The sequence below is a fragment of the Pseudomonas sp. PDM16 genome, assembly GCF_014851865.1.
In the GTDB taxonomy this organism is placed as follows: domain Bacteria; phylum Pseudomonadota; class Gammaproteobacteria; order Pseudomonadales; family Pseudomonadaceae; genus Aquipseudomonas.
The window spans coordinates 740,828-759,005 of sequence record NZ_JACVAM010000002.1 but is presented as its reverse complement, the minus strand read 5'-3'; the positions used below and the strand labels follow the sequence as shown (position 1 = coordinate 759,005).

General features: G+C 63.3%; 16 protein-coding genes. 5 read left to right on the top strand and 11 right to left on the bottom strand.

The genetic code is table 11. The annotated features are described in order from the left end of the window. Positions 1-98 precede the first annotated feature (98 nt). The 10 genes from aruF to IB234_RS09985 form a co-directional block, all read right to left on the bottom strand. On the bottom strand, positions 99-1,115 hold the full coding sequence (gene aruF, locus IB234_RS10030; protein ID WP_192317044.1) for an arginine/ornithine succinyltransferase subunit alpha: 1,017 nt from the start codon (positions 1,113-1,115) through the stop codon (positions 99-101). A gap of 174 nt (positions 1,116-1,289) precedes the next feature. Then, positions 1,290-2,510, bottom strand: a complete 1,221-nt coding sequence (locus IB234_RS10025; protein ID WP_192317042.1) for an aspartate aminotransferase family protein — start codon at positions 2,508-2,510, stop codon at positions 1,290-1,292. A 270-nt stretch (positions 2,511-2,780) separates the two neighbouring features. After that, the gene (locus tag IB234_RS10020) at positions 2,781-3,320 is read right to left on the bottom strand and encodes a hypothetical protein (RefSeq protein ID WP_192317040.1); all 540 of its coding nucleotides are present in this window, start codon (positions 3,318-3,320) and stop codon (positions 2,781-2,783) included. 54 nt (positions 3,321-3,374) lie between these two features. Next, positions 3,375-4,361 (bottom strand): transcriptional regulator ArgR, encoded by a 987-nt coding sequence (gene argR / locus IB234_RS10015; protein WP_192317038.1) that lies wholly within the window; start codon positions 4,359-4,361, stop codon positions 3,375-3,377. 16 nt (positions 4,362-4,377) lie between these two features. Further along, positions 4,378-5,142, bottom strand: coding sequence for an ABC transporter ATP-binding protein (locus IB234_RS10010; protein ID WP_043310739.1), 765 nt, complete (start codon positions 5,140-5,142; stop codon positions 4,378-4,380). A gap of 39 nt (positions 5,143-5,181) precedes the next feature. Further along, a complete protein-coding gene (locus IB234_RS10005; protein WP_192317035.1) occupies positions 5,182-5,880 on the bottom strand; it encodes an ABC transporter permease in 699 nt (232 codons plus the stop codon). Between the two features lie 10 nt (positions 5,881-5,890). Continuing rightward, the gene (locus IB234_RS10000; RefSeq protein ID WP_192317033.1) at positions 5,891-6,580 is read right to left on the bottom strand and encodes an ABC transporter permease; all 690 of its coding nucleotides are present in this window, start codon (positions 6,578-6,580) and stop codon (positions 5,891-5,893) included. A gap of 132 nt (positions 6,581-6,712) precedes the next feature. Then, entirely contained in the window at positions 6,713-7,486 is a 774-nt protein-coding gene (locus IB234_RS09995; protein WP_192317031.1) for an ABC transporter substrate-binding protein, read from the bottom strand. Between the two features lie 492 nt (positions 7,487-7,978). Next, positions 7,979-9,934 carry an acetate--CoA ligase gene (gene acs / locus IB234_RS09990; protein ID WP_192317029.1) on the bottom strand — a complete coding sequence of 652 codons (1,956 nt, stop codon included), beginning with the start codon at positions 9,932-9,934 and terminating at the stop codon, positions 7,979-7,981. A 270-nt stretch (positions 9,935-10,204) separates the two neighbouring features. After that, positions 10,205-11,758: a sigma-54-dependent transcriptional regulator gene (locus IB234_RS09985; RefSeq protein WP_192317027.1), complete on the bottom strand. Its 1,554-nt coding sequence runs from the start codon at positions 11,756-11,758 to the stop codon at positions 10,205-10,207. A gap of 269 nt (positions 11,759-12,027) precedes the next feature. Here IB234_RS09985 and phhA point away from each other — a divergent pair, with 269 nt between their 5' ends. The 3 genes from phhA to IB234_RS09970 all read left to right on the top strand — a co-directional run bounded on the left by phhA (position 12,028) and on the right by IB234_RS09970 (position 14,436). After that, a complete protein-coding gene (gene phhA / locus IB234_RS09980) occupies positions 12,028-12,813 on the top strand; it encodes a phenylalanine 4-monooxygenase (protein WP_192317025.1) in 786 nt (261 codons plus the stop codon). Positions 12,814-12,886: 73 nt separating this feature from the next. Then, positions 12,887-13,240 carry a 4a-hydroxytetrahydrobiopterin dehydratase gene (locus IB234_RS09975; protein WP_192317023.1) on the top strand — a complete coding sequence of 118 codons (354 nt, stop codon included), beginning with the start codon at positions 12,887-12,889 and terminating at the stop codon, positions 13,238-13,240. Beyond that, positions 13,237-14,436 carry an amino acid aminotransferase gene (locus tag IB234_RS09970; RefSeq protein ID WP_192317021.1) on the top strand — a complete coding sequence of 400 codons (1,200 nt, stop codon included), beginning with the start codon at positions 13,237-13,239 and terminating at the stop codon, positions 14,434-14,436. The genes IB234_RS09975 and IB234_RS09970 overlap by 4 nt, the downstream gene beginning before the upstream one ends. A 118-nt stretch (positions 14,437-14,554) precedes the next feature. Here the strand turns inward: IB234_RS09970 and IB234_RS09965 are convergent, their stop codons facing one another. Further along, a complete protein-coding gene (locus IB234_RS09965) occupies positions 14,555-16,837 on the bottom strand; it encodes a fatty acid cis/trans isomerase (protein ID WP_192317018.1) in 2,283 nt (760 codons plus the stop codon). 155 nt (positions 16,838-16,992) lie between these two features. Here IB234_RS09965 and IB234_RS09960 point away from each other — a divergent pair, with 155 nt between their 5' ends. Continuing rightward, positions 16,993-17,502, top strand: coding sequence for a hypothetical protein (locus IB234_RS09960; RefSeq protein WP_192317016.1), 510 nt, complete (start codon positions 16,993-16,995; stop codon positions 17,500-17,502). 60 nt (positions 17,503-17,562) lie between these two features. Then, positions 17,563-18,042: a hypothetical protein gene (locus IB234_RS09955; protein ID WP_192317014.1), complete on the top strand. Its 480-nt coding sequence runs from the start codon at positions 17,563-17,565 to the stop codon at positions 18,040-18,042. Positions 18,043-18,178: the final 136 nt, after the last annotated feature.

Genomic DNA, 18,178 nt, shown 5'->3' with positions numbered 1-18,178 from the left:
ATTCGCTCCCCTCTCCTTCCGGGCGAGGGGCGGGGGTGAGGGGAACCCTCATCCGGCCCTATGGGCCACCTTCTCCCGGCGGGAGAAGGGTTAACACATCAAACCGCTACCAGCCGTACGCTGACACCCTCGCCGACACCGAGCGCCTCGGCAGCCTCGGTACTGAGGGTCACCGGCTTTCCGGGCACCCAATCCAGGTCGGCGATGATGGCGCGGAAGTCCTGCAACTGACCGTTGCTCACCAGGTACTGGCGACCACCTTTACCCGGCTCGCCGATGCGTACCGGCACCATGCGGCTCTGGGCGATGGAACGAATGCCCGAGGTGCGCGCATGCAGGGTCGGGCCGCCGTCGAAGATGTCGATGTAGTGATCGGTCTCGAAACCCTCGCGCATCAGGATGTCGAAGGTGATCTGTGCCCGGTTGTAAACCTGGCCCATGGCTTCCTGGGCACTATCGGGCAACAGCGGCACGTAGATCGGGTAATGCGGCATCAGCTCGGCGAGGAAGGTGCGGCTCTTCAGGCCACACAGGCGCTCGGCCTCGGTGTAGCTCATGTCGAAGAAGTTGCGGCCGACGGCGTCCCAGAACGGTGAATCGCCGTTCTCGTCGCTGTAGCCAACGATCTCCACCACCACCGCGTCGGCGAAACGCTCCGGGTGACCAGCCATGAACAGCAGGCGGCCACGCGAGTTGAGTTCGGCGAACGGGCTATCCACCAAGTCACGGCGCACGTAGAAGCTGGTCAGCAGGCTGTTGCCGGTGAGGTCATGGCACAGCGAGAGTACGTGGATCTTGTTGTGGATCTTCAGCTCGCGAGACGCATGGACGAAGGTCTCGTTACGGAAGCTGTAGAACGGCTCGGAATAGCCCGCCGAGGCGACGATAGCCGAGCAGCCAACCAGTTGGCCGGACGCCGAATCCTCGAGCACGAAGAAGTAGCTCTCCTCGCCGTTGAAGCTGACTTCGGCGGCGAAGGAAGCCTCGGACGCGGCGATCTTGTCGCCCAGGCGGGCGGCATCGTCCGGCAACGAAGTGACGCCCACCGGGCTGTCCGCAGCCAGACGCTGTACCTCGGCAAGGTCCGACATCTGCGCGGGGCGCATCACCAGCATGGCGTTACTCCTTCAGAGCTGCGCTTCGCCTTGGCGAAACGGTTTTCGAATAAAAGCCCCAGAAGGCTCACGGCCCCTGGAGAAAGATCGGAGCACTCCGATCACGCATGAATCGCTCTTCCTGAAACAATCGGGCGACGCATCCCTGCGCCGCCGCTGCCGGTCACAGGCGAATCAGCCCTGGACCAGCTTGGCCACGGCGCGCTCGAAGCGGTCCAGACCCTCGTTGATGTCGGCATCTTCGACCACCAGGCTCGGAGCGAAGCGCACCACGTCCGGGCTGGCCTGCAGCACCATCACGCCTTCGGCCGCCGCAGCATCGAGCACGGTCTTGGCCTTGCCGACCCAATCTCCAACCAGTTGGCAGCCGATCAGCAGGCCGCGGCCACGTATCTCACCGAAGATGCCGTACTTCTCGCCGATGGCCTGCAGGCGGCTCTTGAACTGCTCGTGCTTGGCCTTGACGCCATTGAGCACCTCGGGGGTGTTGATCACGTCCATCACCGCCTCACCGACCGCACACGCCAGCGGGTTGCCGCCGTAGGTGGTGCCGTGGGTGCCAACGGCTAGGTGCTTGGCCAGGTCGTTGGTGGTCAACATCGCCGCAATCGGGAAACCGCCGCCCAGGCTCTTGGCGCTGGAGAGGATGTCCGGCACGACGTTGTGGTGCATATAGGCGAACAGGTCGCCGGTACGGCCCATGCCGCTCTGCACTTCGTCGAAGATCAGCAGCGCGTTGTGCTCGTCGCACAGTTTGCGCGCGCCTTCCAGGTAGGCCTGCTGCGCCGGCAGCACGCCGCTTTCGCCCTGGATCGGCTCGAGCACCACGGCGCAGGTCTTGTCGGAGATCGCCGCCTTCAGGGCGTCAAGGTCGTTGTACGGCACATGGGTGATGCCCTGGATCTTCGGACCGAAACCATCGGAATACTTCGGCTGGCCACCGACACTGACGGTGAACAGGGTGCGCCCGTGGAAGCTGTTGAGCGCCGAGATGATCTCGTATTTTTCCGGGCCGAAACGATCATGGGCAACGCGACGGGCCAGCTTGAAGGCGGCCTCGTTGGCTTCGGCACCAGAGTTACAGAAGAACACGCGTTCGGCGAAGGTGGCGTCGACCAGCTTCTTAGCCAGGCGCAGGGTCGGCTCGTTGGTGAACACGTTGGACACGTGCCACAGGGTGTTGGCCTGTTCAGTCAACGCCTTGACCAGCGCTGGGTGGCAGTGACCAAGCACGTTGACGGCGATACCGCCGGCGAAGTCGACCAGCTCGCGACCGCTCTGGTCCCATACTCGCGAACCCAGACCGCGCACCGGCACAAAGGCAGCTGGGGAGTAGTTGGGGACCATGAACTGGTCGAAATCGGCGCGCTGCACCGGATCGTGCTGAACGGACATCGGGGCTCTCCTGAATAAGGAACACCGCACAAAATGGCAGGTGATGAAAGGATTGTAGGGGCTGCCCACGGGCCCGCATTGCCGCCATGCGACAACTTCTTACAGCGGCAACCCGCGGTTTTCCTGGGCTTTCGGCAATGCGACAGAAAGCTCCGGAATTGCGCAGTTTAAACGCTGCGTGGGGGGATCGGGGCAAATTGGCAAGCATCGAACTGGGGCAACTTCTCGACAGAGAAGGAACCGGAACGAGCAGACAGGAATCCGGCAGCGTTATCGCCGGGTGCCTGTAGGTTTGCCCAGGACTGCCAAACCGCCCGCCTCTTGCGCAATAGCCCAACCCCACATGTCGGGTATGTAGGATTTGGATTGAAGGGCATGCCCTTCCAAATCCCAGCGCCATAGCTCGCGCCAAAACCCCGGAACCTCTTTGTCATAGCAACGAATCACTGCGTCGACCGAAAAGGCGCCAGGACTAGGCGCCGGGCCGAAAGCACGGCAGGCATAAACGGAACGAAACCACTGGTAGTCCGGCATGATCGTCAGACCATCGCGCTGATACAGAAGAAAGGCCGCCAACCGGCCATCATGGCGGCGCATGATCAGGTAGCGCTCGAACTCAGGACGCCGTGACGGGGAATCCAGCAGCATGAAATGCCCGGCAGCCAGCTGCGAAACGTCTACTCGCGGCAGCGCCTCCCCCGCATTGGCCGGCAACCCCATGGCGCCACTAAACAAACGAGCGATACCGAATAGACCTACCAGCGAGAAAGCCAGCGCGATCGCCATCAGCCCTTTGCGCCGAGCCTGCATGACGGAGCCTCCTGTATCGACTCAGTCAGTCCAGGAGGCCAACATGCAAAGGCCCTAGCCCCGCTCGACGGAGGCCGGGGCGATCTCGAAGGGACTGGCACTCCGCCGCTGATTGCGATCTTCCCGCGGTGTCGCGCCGAAGAAGTTGCGATAGGCGCTGGAGAAGTGCGGCCCCGAAGAGAACCCGCAGGACAACCCGATCTGAATGATCGACTTGCTGGTCTGCATCAGCAGCTGGCGCGCCTTGTTCAGGCGCAACTCCAGGTAGTACTGGCTGGGCACGCGATTGAGGTACTGCTTGAAGATCCGTTCCAGTTGGCGACGCGACACACACACATGCTGGGCGATCTCGTCGGTGGTCAGCGGCTCCTCGATGTTGGCCTCCATCAGCAGTACCGCCTGGGTCAGCTTGGGATGGCTGGAGCCGATACGGTTCTGCAACGGAATGCGCTGGCGCTCGCCGCCTTCGCGGATGCGCTCGACCACCAGCTCCTCGCTCACCGCACCTGCCAGCTCGGCGCCGTGGTCACGGGCCAGCACGGCCAGCAGCAAGTCGAGCACGGCCAGGCCGCCGCAGGCGCTGAGGCGATCACGATCCCAGTCGAACAGGTGGCTGGTGGCGATAACCTTGGGGAAACGCTCGGTGAAATCATCCTGCCAGCGCCAGTGCACCGCGGCGCGGTAGCCATCCAGCAGCCCCAGCTGGGCCAGCGGATAGACACCGGCAGACAGCCCACCAATGGCGATGCCAGTACGAGCAAGTTGCTTGAGCGCAGAGGCCAGTGCCGGAGCCACCTGGGCAGGAGGCTCGTCAGCCAGCAGGAACAGCTTCTGGCAGCCCTCGACGCGACCCGCCCAAGGCTCGCCAGGCAGACGCCAAGCACCCTCGGCGGGCGCCTCGGCCTGCAGGAAGCGCAGTTCGTAGGACACGTCCGGATGAACGCGCTGCGCCACGCGCAGAGCCTCCTCCGCCAGGGCCAGGGTCATGGGCCTGGTTTCTGGCCAGATCAGGAAGGCAATGCAATGGGCAGTGGACGTCATGGCTGCAGTTTAGTGCTTACTTCAGGCTACCGGAAAGGAACTGTTTCAGACGCTCGGACTGCGGATTGGCCAGTACCTCTTTCGGGCAACCAGTCTCCTCCACCAACCCCTTGTGCAGGAAAATCAGCTGGTTCGACACCTCGCGAGCGAAGCCCATCTCGTGGGTCACCACCACCATGGTGCGGCCTTCCTGGGCCAGGTCCTGCATCACGCGCAGCACCTCGCCAACCAGCTCGGGGTCGAGCGCCGAGGTCGGCTCGTCGAACAGCATGACTTCCGGCTCCATGGCCAGCGCGCGGGCGATGGCCACACGCTGCTGCTCACCACCGGACATATGCGCCGGGTAAGCACCCTTGCGATGGGCCACGCCAACCTTGGCCAGATAGTGTTCGGCCTTCTCGATGGCTTCCTTTTTCGGCACGCCGAGCACATGCACAGGCGCCTCGATGACGTTCTCCAGGGCGCTCATGTGCGACCACAGGTTGAAGTGCTGGAACACCATGGACAGGCGCGAGCGCATGCGCTGCAGCTGCTTGGCATCGGCAGCCTTGAGCGCGCCGTCCTTGTTCTTCACCAGCTTGAGCTCTTCGCCGTTGAGCAGAATCTTGCCGCCGTAGGGCTGCTCGAGCATGTTGATGCAGCGCAGGAAGGTGCTCTTGCCGGAGCCGGACGAGCCAATGATGCTGATCACATCGCCCGCCTTGGCAGCCAGCGATACGCCCTTGAGCACTTCGTGGTCGCCGTAGCGTTTGTGCAGATCCTGGATTTCGAGTTTGTACATGGTCTCGGCTCTCGATATCGAATACGGGAAACGCGCGGCTCAAGCCTTGCGCGGGGCCAGGTAGACCAGCCAACGGCGCTCGGCCAGCTTGAACAGGCGCACCAGAATGAAGGTCAGGCAGAGATAGAAGACACCGGCGGTGATATAGGCTTCGAACGGCAGGTAGTACTGCGAGCTCACAGTCTTGGCAGCACCGGTGATGTCGATCAGGGTCACCACCGAGGCCAGGCTGGTGGTGTGCAGCATCATGATCACCTCGTTGCTGTACTGCGGTAGCGCACGGCGCAGCGCGGACGGCAGGAGGATGCGGCGGTACAGCTTGAAGCGCGACATGCCCATGGCCTTGGCCGCCTCGATCTCGCCATGCGGCGTGGCCTTGAGGCTGCCGGCGAGGATCTCGGCGCTGTAGGCGCTGGTGTTGATGGCGAAGGCCAGGCAGGCGCAGAAGGTGGCGTTGGACAGGTAAGGCCACATGAAACTGTCACGCACCGCCTCGAACTGGGCCAGGCCGTAGTACAGCAGGTACAGCTGCACCAGCATCGGCGTGCCACGGATCACGTAGGTGTAGAGCCAGGCCGGGAAGTTGATCGCCGGCTGCTTGGAGACACGCATCAGCCCCAGCGGCACAGCCAGCACCAGGCCGAAGGCCAGGGCGATGGCCAACAGTTTGAGGGTGACCAGCACACCGCCCAGGTAAAGCGGCAGGCTGTCGAGTACCACGTTATAGTCGAAAAGCATGGCAACTCCCTCAGATTTCGGCCGTCTTCACGCCGACCGAATAGCGGCGTTCGAGGTAGCGCAGCACCAGCAGGGACACGCTGGTCATGACCAGGTAGATGGCGGCTGCCAGCAGGATGTAGGTGAACGGCTCGCGGGTCGCGTCGCCGGCGCTCTTGGCGCGGGCCATCATGTCCTGCAGGCCGACCAGGGAGATCAGCGCGGTGGCCTTGATCAGCACCAGCCAATTATTGGTGAAGCCCGGAATCGCCAGGCGGATCATCTGCGGCACCAGGATGCGGAAGAACACCCGCAGCGGGCTCATGCCATAGGCCATGCCGGCCTCACCCTGCCCCTTGGGGATGGCCATGAAGGCGCCACGGAAGGTCTCGGACAGGTATGCACCGTAGATAAAGCCCAGGGTGCTGACGCCTGCGATGAACGGGTTGATGTCGATGTAATCCTCATAGCCCACCAACGGGGCGATGCGGTTCACCAGGTCCTGGCCACCGTAGAAGATCAGCAGGATCAGCACCAGGTCGGGAATGCCGCGAATCACGGTGGCGTAGGTCTCGCCCATCAGGGCCAGCCATTTCACCGGCGACAGACGGAAAGCCGCACCCGCCAGGCCAAGCGCGACCGCCACCGCCATGGACAACAGCGACAACTGCACGGTGAGCCAGGCGCCGTCGAGAATGGTCGAGCCGTAGCCGTTGAACATGAAATCTATCCTCTGGAAGCAGGAGGAGCGCTCTTGCAAGGAGCGAGGGGCATGGGATGAGTCCGGCAGAGCGCTACGCTCACCCGGCCCGTGCCCATCCTCCCCGGTCCGGGAAGGATGGGCGCAGCGGCGTTATTCGCCGTAGACGTTGAACTGGAAGTACTTGTCTTGCACTTCCTTGTACTTGCCGTTGGCGCGGATCGCCAGGATGGCGGCGCTGATCTTGTCGGCCAGAGCCTTGTCACCCTTACGCACCGCGATGCCTTGGCCTTCGCCGAAGTACTTCTCGTCGGTGAAGTCGGGGCCTACCAGGGCGAAGCCTTTGCCGGCGTCGGTCTTGAGGAAACCGTCGTCGATGTTGACCACGTCTGCCAGAGTGCCGTCCAGACGACCGGAGGCCAGATCCAGGAAGACTTCGTTTTGCGAGCTGTAGCGCACGATCTCGGCGCCGGCCGGAGCGAAGACATCGGTAGCGTAGCGATCATAGATGGAGGAGCGCTGCACGCCGATCTTCTTGCCCTTGAGGCCAGCCACGTCGGTGTACTCACTACCGGCCTTCATCGCCAGGCGCGCCGGAGTGGCGTAGTACTTGCCGGTGAAATCCACGGACTTCTTGCGCTCGTCGGTGATGGACATGGACGACAGCACGGCGTCGAACTTGCGCACCTTGAGAGCCGGGATCAGGCCATCGAACTCCTGCTCGATCCACTGGCACTTGACCTTCATCTCTTCGCACAGGGCGTTGCCGATGTCGTAGTCGAAGCCGGTGATGTTGCCTTCCGGGGTCTTGTAGGCGAAGGGTGGGTAGGCCGCTTCGATGCCGATACGCAGCGGTTTGTCATCTGCCTGAACCAGCGCACTGAAAGCGGTCAGCGCCAGTGCGCCGAGAAGTACGATCTTCTTCATCTTGTGCTCCTTCGAATGGGTACCGCGTTTGGCAGAAATGAGTTCGCCATGGCCATGGGGTGAATTGTAGAAAGTGTCGCCGTCTTTGCCGCCACGAAGGGCATTGGAAGAGGGCTGGCCAAGTGGGCGGCATTCTATCGACCAGGGGTAGGTCGATATTTCTTCAAAGCGACAACAAATTACAGAAGCACCGGGCGGGCCGTGGGCCCGTATTGACAGGTCAGCCTAAACGTGACCAATGAGACACGAAAACACAACCTTTTAACAAGGCAATAACCAAGCCAGCTAACGCGCAGCCCAGCAGAATAGACCTTTCGATAGCATGCCCGGCACAGGCACCCAGAGAATCGCCCCGCGGATGTTCCCTGGCGCCCCGTTTTGGCGCACAGCGTTACCCACCACGTTACGCCTTCGGGAAAAATCGGTAATCGCCCCCCAAAAAACAAACCCCGGCTTGTGGCCGGGGTCGTGCACGTCAGCGGAGCCGCCCGATCAGGCGGCCTGCATGGTGCGATGGGTGTCGATGAGGTGCTGCACCACGCCAGGGTCGGCCAGCGTGGAGATGTCGCCGAGGGAATCGTATTCGGCGGTGGCGATCTTGCGCAGGATGCGGCGCATGATCTTGCCCGAACGGGTCTTCGGTAGTCCCGGAGCCCACTGGATAACGTCTGGCGAGGCAATCGGGCCGATCTCCTTGCGCACCCAGTTCTTCAGTTCCTGACGCAGTTGCTCGGATGGCTCCTCGCCTGCATTCAGGGTGACATAGACATAGATGCCCTGCCCCTTGATGTCGTGAGGCACACCGACCACGGCGGCCTCGGCGACTTTCGAGTGGGCGACCATGGCGCTCTCGATCTCCGCGGTACCCATGCGGTGGCCGGACACGTTGAGCACATCGTCGACGCGACCGGTGATCCACCAGTAACCGTCTTCATCGCGACGAGCGCCGTCACCGGTGAAGTACATGCCCTTGAAGGTATTGAAGTAGGTATCGACGAAGCGGTCGTGGTCGCCGTACAAAGTGCGCGCCTGGCCCGGCCAGGAATCGATGATCACCAGATTGCCTTCGGTGGCGCCTTCAAGAATGTTGCCCAAATTGTCGACCAAGGCGGGTTGCACGCCGAAGAACGGGCGCGCGGCGGAGCCTGGCTTCATGGCGTGAGCACCCGGCAGCGGGGTCATCAGGCAAGCGCCGGTCTCGGTCTGCCACCAGGTGTCAACGATCGGGCAGCGGCCCTGGCCGACGTTCTCGTAGTACCAATGCCAGGCTTCCGGGTTGATTGGCTCGCCCACCGAACCGAGCAGTCGCAGGCTGGAGCCGTCGGCGCCCGCCACCGCAGCATTACCCTCGGCCATCATGGCGCGAATGGCGGTCGGGGCGGTGTAGAGGATGTTGACCTTGTGCTTGTCGATGATCTTCTGCACACGGGTCACGTCCGGGTAATTCGGCACGCCTTCGAACATGACGGTGGTGGCGCCGTTGGAAAGCGGGCCATAGATCAGATAGGTGTGGCCGGTGACCCAGCCGATGTCAGCGGTGCACCAGAAGACTTCGCCCGGACGATAGTCGAACACTCGCTCGTGGGTCAGCGAGGCGTAGACCAGATAGCCGCCAGTGGTATGCAGCACACCCTTGGGTTTGCCGGTGGAGCCTGAAGTGTAGAGGATGAACAGCGCCTCTTCGGCCCCCATTTCCTTCGGCGCGCAAGTGCTGCCGGCTACCTTCATCAGGTCCTCGTACCAGATGTCGCGGTGCTGGTTCCACTTGATCTCGGCACCAGTGCGCTTGGCCACGATGACCTTCTGCACGCTGTGGGTTTCCGGGTTGGTCAGGGCGTCGTCGACATTGGCCTTCAGCGCTACCTTCTTGCCGCCACGCACGCCCTCGTCGGCGGTGATCACCACCTTTGACTGGCAGTCGATGATCCGGCCGGCCAGAGCCTCCGGCGAGAAGCCGCCGAATACCACGGAGTGGATGGCACCGATACGGGCGCAGGCCAGCATGGCCACTGCCGCTTCCGGGATCATCGGCATGTAGATAGTCACCACATCGCCGCGGTGCACGTCCTGGCCACGCAGAGCGTTGGCGAACTTGCAGACCTGCTCGTGCAGCTCGTGGTAGGTGATTTCGCGGTGCTCGGACGGATCGTCACCTTCCCAGATGATCGCGATCTGGTCGCCACGAGTTTCCAGATGACGGTCCAGGCAGTTGGCCGAAAGATTCAGGGTGCCGTCGGCGAACCACTTGATATCAACATGATGGTCGTCGAACGAGGTCTGCTTGACCTTGGTGAATGGCTTGATCCAGTCGATGCGCTTGGCCTGCTCGCGCCAGAAGCCATCCGGATTGATCACCGACTGCTGGTACATCGCCTTATAGGTGGCTTCGTCGGTCAGCGTGTTGGCGGCCACCTCGGGGCGGACGGGGTAGAGGGAAGCAGCAGTCATTTGGATACCTCGGCGGGCGGTTGTTTTTGTATGCCGCCTTTTGTATCCCCCGACCCAAAGTAGGGCCATTCGACCATGGTCTTACCGCTCTACGACCATAGTCTTGAGCGATTTTTACGGGCAAAAAAAAGGCGACCCAACAGGGCCGCCACCAATCTCATTCCGGGGAGGAATGTCAGAAACGCAGTCCGATTCGCAGGAGCCGGACGAGTGACTTTTTACGCCTCCATCACTTACCCGACCATTACACCAAGGTCGTAGACAAGCGCCCTACTCCTTGCCGAGGCCATGCTGACGCAGCTTGTTGGCGATGGTGGTGTGCGACACCCCAAGGCGCTTGCCCAGCTGGCGGCTGCTCGGGTGGTCGGCGTACAGGCGCTCCAGCACCGCCCTCTCGAAGCGACCGAGGATGGTGTCCAGATCACCCTCGACGGAGAACTCGCCGAGCGGCTGCGGCGCACCGTAGTCCGGCAGGCGGATGTGCTCGGCCTTCACCGTGCCGCCGTCGCACAGCGACACGGCCTGGAACAGCACGTTTTCCAGCTGCCGCACGTTGCCCGGCCAGTGGTAGTGGGCCATGCGCTCGAAGGCCTGGGGAGCCAGCTTCGGCAGCGGGCAACCGATCTGCCGGCTGGCCGAATCGAGGAAGTGCTCCACCAGTGGCGCCAGGCCGTCCAGGCATTCGCGCAGTGGTGGGATATGCAGACTGAGCACGTTGAGGCGGTGATAGAGGTCCTGGCGAAACTCGCCCTTGTTGCACAGCTCGGATAGGTCGACCTGGGTGGCGCAGATCACCCGCACATCCAGGTACACCTCCTCGTCGCTGCCCACCCGGCGGAAGCAGCCGTCCTGCAGGAAGCGCAGCAGCTTGGCCTGCAGGCGCGGGCTCATCTCGCCCACGCCATCGAGGAACAGGGTACCGCCGGCGGTCAGCTCCAGCAGGCCGAGCTTGCCTTCCGGTCGCGCGCCCTCGAAGGCACCCGGGCCATAGCCGAATAGTTCGGTCTCGGCCATGGATTCCGGCAATCCCGCGCAGTTGAGCGCCATGAATGGCGACTGCCCACGTGGGCTGGCCAGGTGGCAGGCGCGCGCCAGCAACTCCTTGCCGGTACCGGTCTCGCCCTCGATCAGCAGCGGCGCGTCCAGCGGCGCCATACGCCGTGCTTCGCGCACCACGGCGGCCATCACCCTGGAGCTCTGGAAGATCGAGTCGAAGCCACGCAACTCCTGCTTGCGCACGTGGTAGATGCGTTCGCCCACCCGGTCAGCACGGTGCAGGGTGAGCACGGCGCCGGCCAGCGCCTCGCTCTCGTCATGCTCGGACTGCAGCGGCGCGATATCGGCGAGGAACACATCGCCCTTCACCTTCACCCGCAGGCCATTGACCCGCGACTTGTTGGCACGCACCAGCTCGGGCAGGTCGAAGTCGTCGATATAGCGCGACAGCGCCATGCCCGGCACCTCGTCCACCCGCACGCCAAGCAACTGGGCGGCGCTGCGGTTGGCGGCGACGATGCTGCCACCCATGTCGATGGACAGCACCGGAAAGTCCAGCGCGCCGAGCAAGGCGTTGAGTTCGAGGTGACGTCGTTCGCTGGGCATCAGGCCGACGCGCTTGACGCCAAATACGCCGGAGATGGCCTCCAGCTTCGGGCGCAGGGCCTGGAACTGCAGATTGATGAGGTTCGGGCAATGCAGGTAGATGGCGTTGCCCTGCTCGCCGCCGACTTCGCCACGGGCGACGTTGATGCCGTAGTCGACCAGCAGTTCGAGGATGTCGCGCAGGATGCCGACACGGTTTTGGCAATGGACCTTGATTCGCACGGTAATCGACCCTGATCGTTGTTATGGGCTGGGTCACGGCCATTTTTCGCAAGGCGGCCGTTGTTTTTCGTCAAGAATATGTGACGCCAGCGAACTCCAGCAAGGCGATGCCGGAACGCTTTCGCGATTTCGTAATGTTTTATTTACAACAGTAGCCCACCAGAAACCCTCTCCCGCCGCCCTCGCCTGGTGCTCTGCGCACTCATCTGCGGTACTGCTAAGGCAACACAACAACACTCCGCGGCCTGCGCCGCAGATGAGGAGGCTCGATGAAAACCACGCAGTACGTGGCACGGCAACAGGACGACAACGGCTTCATCCACTATTCGGACACCGAGCATCAGGTGTGGAACACCTTGATCACCCGGCAGATGAAGGTGCTCGAAGGCCGCGCCTGCCAGGAGTACTTCGATGGCATCGAACAGCTCGGTCTGCCCACCGAGCGCATTCCCCAACTCGGCGAGGTCAACAAGGTACTGGGCGCCACCACTGGCTGGAGCGTGGCCCAGGTACCGGCGCTGATTCCGTTCCAGACCTTCTTCGAGCTGCTGGCCAGCAAGCGCTTCCCGGTTGCCACCTTTATCCGCACGCCCGAGGAATTGGACTATCTGCAGGAACCGGACATCTTCCACGAGATCTTCGGCCACTGCCCGCTGCTGACCAACCCCTGGTTCGCCGAATTCACCCACACCTACGGCAAGCTCGGCCTGGCCGCCAGCAAGGAGCAGCGCGTGTACCTGGCGCGCCTGTACTGGATGACCATCGAGTTCGGCCTGGTCGACACCCCGCAGGGCCGGCGCATCTACGGCGGCGGCATCCTCTCCTCGCCAAAGGAGACGGTCTACAGCCTGTCCAACGAGCCCGAGCACCAGGTCTTCGACCCGCTGGAGGCGATGCGCACGCCCTACCGCATCGATATCCTGCAGCCGCTGTATTTCGTCCTGCCGCAACTCAAGAGCCTGTTCGAGCTGGCCCACCAGGACATCATGGGCATGGTGCAACGAGCCACGGCGCTGGGCCTGCACGCACCGAAGTTCCCGCCCAAGGCGGCGTGAGCCGACCCGATTCGACGGAACCCGTCCTACGCTTTCCCCCTCTACCCTCAAGACCTCACTGCAGGAGCCCAGAATGTCCCTCGCCCAAGCCCAATGCGAAGCCTGCCGCGCCGACGCGCCCCACGTCTCCGACGAGGAGCTGGCCACGCTGATCCGCGAGATCCCGGACTGGAACATCGAGACCCGCGACGGCCACATGGAGCTGGAGCGCGCCTATCTGTTCCGTACCTTCCGCCACGCCCTGGCCTTCACCAACGCGGTGGGCACCGCCGCCGAGGAAGTCGGCCACCACCCGGCCCTGCTCACCGAATGGGGCAAGGTCACCGTCACCTGGTGGAGCCACGAGATGAAGGGCCTGCACCGCAACGACTTCATCATGGCCGCGCGTACCGACGTGCTGGCCGCCAGCGCCGAGGGCCGCAAGTGAGCCACTTCGCCGCCATCGACCGGGTGCCGGGCGATCCCATCCTCAGCCTGCTCGACGCCTATCGCGCCGACAGCAACCCGGCCAAGCTGGACCTGGGCGTGGGCGTGTACAAGGACGCCCTCGGTATCACCCCGATCCCCTACGCGGTGAAGCTGGCCGAGCGGCAGTTGGTGGAGCACGAGCCGACCAAGAGCTACATCGGCGGCCACGGCGACCCGGTCTTCGGAGAGCAGTTGCTGCGTCTGGTGCTGGGCGCGGACAACGCGCTGCTGCACAGCGGCCTGGCTGGCGCCACCCAGACACCCGGCGGAACTGGCGCCCTGCGCCTGGCCGGCGACTTTATCGCCGCCAACCTGCCGGGTCGCGGCATCTGGCTGAGCGCGCCGACCTGGCCGATCCACGAGAGCATCTTCGCCACCTGCGGCCTGCGGGTGGAGCACTACCCCTACGTCGGCGCCGACAACCGCCTGGATGTCGAAGCCATGCTCGACGCCCTGCAGCGGGTGCCGGCCGGCGACGTGGTGCTGCTGCACGCCTGCTGCCACAACCCTACCGGCTTCGACCTCAGCCAGCACGACTGGCAGCGCGTGCTGGAGGTGGTCAAGGCCCGCGAGCTACTGCCGCTGATCGACTTCGCCTACCAGGGCTTTGGCGACGGCCTCGACGAAGACGCCTGGGCCGTGCGCCTGTTCGCCGCCGAGCTGCCGGAGTTGCTGATCACCAGCTCCTGCTCGAAGAACTTCGGCCTGTACCGTGAACGCACCGGCGCGCTGATCGTGCGCGCGGAGAACGCCGAGAAGCTGATCGATATTCGCAGCCAACTGGCCTCCCTCGCCCGCAACCTGTGGTCCACCCCACCGGCCCACGGCGCCGCCGTGGTCGCCACCATTCTCGCCGACCAGAAATTGCACAGTCTGTGGGCCGGGGAAGTGGAGGCCATGCGCCTGCGCATCGCCAGCCTGCGCAGCGGCCTGGTGGCGGCGCTGCAGCCCCACGGCCTGGCCGAGCGCTTCGCCCACATCGCCAGTCAGCGCGGCATGTTCTCCTACACCGGGCTGAGCGCCGAGCAGGTGCAGCGCCTGCGCCAGGAGTTCAGCGTGTACCTGGTCAACAGCGGCCGCGCCAACGTCGCCGGCATGAGCGAGGAACGCCTGGACTACCTGGCCGCAGCCATCGCCCAGGTGTGCGCCTGCTGACTCTAAGGAATCGCGTTAGCTGCGTTATGGAAATCGCCCGCCGGTAGCAACCGGCATCGGAGCTGCTCGGACATGCGGGAAGCCAAAGGCTTCCCACACAAGGCCGTGCACGAGGTACCTACAGGTTCTGGTAGCGATTCATGTCCAGCACACCCGCTTCCACCGGTTCGGTTTCCTGGATGTAGGCCGACAGATCATGGAAATAGCGCCAGAACTCGGGGTGGCTGCGGCGAATGCCCCAGCGCCCCACTACCTTGTCGAACACGTCCTGCTCGCGAGCCTGCTCCAGTGCACTGACGAATTCCGGCACCTCGCTTGCCTTCAGGTTGAACATGAAGTTCGGATAACTGGTCAGCACGCCAGGGTAGACCGTTAGCGTATCCAGCCCTGGCTGGTAGCGCAGCGACTCACCCGTCATGAAGGCGACATTGCTATGCGCACGGTTGCGCAGGACGCTGTAAACCTCGCGCTTGCCGTTGGCCAGCTCAATCCGCAACAGGGTCGTTTCCGGCAGATGGTCGATGACTTTCAACCCTCCCGCCGGGCGCCCGGTCAGGCGGCTCAGAGCCTGCTCGGCATCTTCCAGGTCCGCCGGCAGGCCCGGTCTATGGCAATCGGCGCCCTCACAGCGGTTGATCGGATCAGGCCGCGCGTTGAGGTCCGCATAACGAGCCAGTAGCGCTTGGGCGAAAGCGCCCTTGGCCCCCTGCTCCGGCAGGTTCAGGCCGGTGGCCGTATCCAGGTCGGCGTCGGCGTAGTCCAGCCACATCTTCAGCTTGCCGCTGTTCTGATACCAATCGTCCAGGTAGACCTGGCGCGATTCCGGCGGCAGCAGGCGGAGGAAGTTCAACTCGGCACCATTGCGGATCAGGTCGAAGTAAAGCCGGGTCTGCGCCTGGTGGGCAACATTGCCGAACACGTCGAAGTTGACTACCAGCTGGTAGTAGGTGCGCTCGAACAACGGGTAGTCCATCAGCCACAGGGTCTGCGGGATCTCGCCAATCAGCCCCTTGCGTACCATGGCGCTGTCGTGATGGCGGTAGATGGACAGCAGGGCATTGTCGTTACCACTCCAGAGGGTCGACCAACCCGGTAACGGCGCGTCGGCATAGGCGTCGCGACGCAGGTCCTCATAGTCGTTGCGCTTGTCCCGGTAGGCCTTCCACAGGCCGAACAGGTCGCCGATGTCGTCAAACTGGCCGGGCATGGCCAGCAATGGCGTGGCCCGGGCACGGTACTCGGCATCGGTGACATAGAGATCGTGCTGCGGGTCCTGGAACACCGCCCAGAAGTTGTCGCGGATCACGTCGGTGGCGATCTGCCCTCGGCACACCGGCCCGCGGATGAAGGTGCGCACGAAGTACTCGGCGTTATCCAGCATGAACTGATAACGGGCCTGGGCCGGAATCGCAGCGAAGGTCTCGAAGGGATTGGCTCGGCGCTGGACTCCATAGCCCGGCACCGCGTCCACCGTCCAGTCGCCGGCGTAGAACAGCTCGCGGGTACGTTCCAGCTTGGCCGCGCTAAGCGGATAGGTGATATGGGTCTTGTGCACGATCGCGCCCTGGATCGGCCACAGACGGTAATAAACGTCGGTACCGGGGTCCTCGTTGGGGCGACGGGTAGCGATCGGATCGATCGGCTGGCCACTCGGCGTGCGTGATCGCACTAACTGGAAGAAGTGTCCCCGCTCTCCCCCTTCGAAGTACAGGTGGGCAAGGAACAGGTGCTCGAACAGCCAGCGGTTGACCAGGCTCTCCCGCGCACCTGGCGCATTGAGGAAGGCTTCCCAGTCGGCCACCTGCTTCCGCTCGGCGGCGGAGGGCTGCAATGCCTGCTCCTCCACCGGGCCTCCTTCCTTCAGCCATTGCTGCAGGGTGGCGTACTCACCGTCACTAAGACCGGTAACGGCGAAGGGCATGCCGGCGTGGGCGAACTTCTTCGCATAGGCATCGAACTCACCAGGCAGCGGACACTGGTTTTCCCGATCAAGAGAGATATCCAAATCGGCCGGCAGCTTGGCATTGGGCTCGAGCGGCTCGCTGCGCCCCAGCTCCAGCATGCGCGCCATCAGCGCGGCCTGACCGGCCTGCGGGTCGAGTACCGAATGGAAACCCTTGCTGCGCCAGGCGGATTCACCCTCAGCATCGAAGTACAAACGCGTGGTGGGTTGTGCCGTGGTCCGTGCGCCGTCATATACCGGCGACTTGCTGGCGCCGCGCAACACACCCTCACCACTGCCGAGATTGAGCTGGCATGGCGAGTCGTAACAGGCATGGCAGGCCACGCATTTCTGGGTAAGGATCGGTTGAACGTCGCGAAGGTAGGAGACCGGCTCGGCAGCATGCGCCGTGGCGCCCGCTACGAACATGACAACAGCGGACCAGACACGGTACGGCATGACCTTTTCCCTGAAGAATGACGAGGCGATTCTAGCCGCATCCGCCGGAAACCGTCGCGGATATGAAGCAGGTCATATCTCGGGGCCGACGGGCGATCTATGCTGCGCCCTGGTCGCTCGCGATCAACCAGCCACCCACGGAAGGGACCCCTACCATGAAATCACTCAGCATGGCGCTCGCCGCCTCGCTCATCGCCACCTGCACCCAGGCCGCAGACTGCGGTTTCATGCCGCTGCATATCACCGCCGACGCCAGCGCCCCTGGCTGGTTCTCCGCCGGCGGCGAACGCTTCGAGGTGCGTTTCAACAACGAAGACTCAACCATCGCCGAACCCGACTCATTCCCTGAGCCGCCAGCCGTTATCCTGGACAAGGCCAGTGGCCGGCAGTGCCTGATAGAGGACGGCGGCATCTGGGCGCGCGCTCCCATGTACCTCAGCCTCGACGAAACGCGCTTGCTGACCCACGAGACCAGCGGCTCCGGTGGTGACCTGATGGTCTACGACACCCTCACCTGCAAGCGACTTCTGAGTCGGGACATTTCCGGCCTTTACCCGGCCGTCGAAGGGAATCACCTGATACTCGGCAGCCAGTGCAATGGAAATGAAATTACCGACTGCAGGGTCCTTGCACGCGAGCCACTGGGACCGCTCTGCCGCCCTTGAGTAAACGAGCAAAGGGGAGCCTCCGAAGCTCCCTACACAATACTTTGACAAGGACCGTCAATGAACCTCGATACCTGCATCGTCAACGCTGCCACCACCGCCTGGGATGAAAGCTACGTCGCCGGCGTCCGTAATCAGAACAACTGCTCGGGCTTCCTGCACGAGGTAGCCCGCCACCTGCAAGTCCCCCTTCCCTCAGGCAATGCGGACAGCATCATGAGCAGGCTGCCCCAGGCTACAGGCTGGAGCCAGCTCAGTAACGGGGCAGATGCCGAGCGAAAGGCAGCCCAGGGATTCTTTGTAGTGGCCGGGATGAAAGGCAAGAACCACAAGGTCCCCAGAAACAATGGTCATGTCGCGCTCGTCATAAGTGGGCCGCTCTATCTCAACAAGTATCCTCGCTGCTGGGCAGGCAGCCTTGGCAGCCCGAGCGGCCAAAGCCAGGGCCAGAAGTCGGTTGGGCAAATCTGGCGCCCCGTCGACCGGGACAACGTGCAGTACTTCGCCTACGAGAGTGCCAGCTGCCTGCCGAAGCTCTGATCAAAAGAATTGGAACCACCTGGCCGGCGGAAACAAGGACGCGCGCTACGCGATCAGCCGGCCAATCAATTCCGGGGGTAGATTCGGATCGCCCTGCAGGGCTTCTACCTGCCAGCCAACATGAGCCGAATTCATG

Bases quoted from the DNA above. Each gene is read 5' to 3' on its own strand.
- aruF (WP_192317044.1), bottom strand. From the start codon at position 1,115: ATGCTGGTGATGCGCCCCGCGCAGATGTCGGACCTTGCCGAGGTACAG.
- IB234_RS10025 (WP_192317042.1), bottom strand. From the start codon at position 2,510: ATGTCCGTTCAGCACGATCCGGTGCAGCGCGCCGATTTCGACCAGTTC.
- IB234_RS10020 (WP_192317040.1), bottom strand. From the start codon at position 3,320: ATGCAGGCTCGGCGCAAAGGGCTGATGGCGATCGCGCTGGCTTTCTCG.
- argR (WP_192317038.1), bottom strand. From the start codon at position 4,361: ATGACGTCCACTGCCCATTGCATTGCCTTCCTGATCTGGCCAGAAACC.
- IB234_RS10010 (WP_043310739.1), bottom strand. From the start codon at position 5,142: ATGTACAAACTCGAAATCCAGGATCTGCACAAACGCTACGGCGACCAC.
- IB234_RS10005 (WP_192317035.1), bottom strand. From the start codon at position 5,880: ATGCTTTTCGACTATAACGTGGTACTCGACAGCCTGCCGCTTTACCTG.
- IB234_RS10000 (WP_192317033.1), bottom strand. From the start codon at position 6,580: ATGTTCAACGGCTACGGCTCGACCATTCTCGACGGCGCCTGGCTCACC.
- IB234_RS09995 (WP_192317031.1), bottom strand. From the start codon at position 7,486: ATGAAGAAGATCGTACTTCTCGGCGCACTGGCGCTGACCGCTTTCAGT.
- acs (WP_192317029.1), bottom strand. From the start codon at position 9,934: ATGACTGCTGCTTCCCTCTACCCCGTCCGCCCCGAGGTGGCCGCCAAC.
- phhA (WP_192317025.1), top strand. From the start codon at position 12,028: ATGAAAACCACGCAGTACGTGGCACGGCAACAGGACGACAACGGCTTC.
- IB234_RS09975 (WP_192317023.1), top strand. From the start codon at position 12,887: ATGTCCCTCGCCCAAGCCCAATGCGAAGCCTGCCGCGCCGACGCGCCC.
- IB234_RS09965 (WP_192317018.1), bottom strand. From the start codon at position 16,837: ATGCCGTACCGTGTCTGGTCCGCTGTTGTCATGTTCGTAGCGGGCGCC.
- IB234_RS09960 (WP_192317016.1), top strand. From the start codon at position 16,993: ATGAAATCACTCAGCATGGCGCTCGCCGCCTCGCTCATCGCCACCTGC.
- IB234_RS09955 (WP_192317014.1), top strand. From the start codon at position 17,563: ATGAACCTCGATACCTGCATCGTCAACGCTGCCACCACCGCCTGGGAT.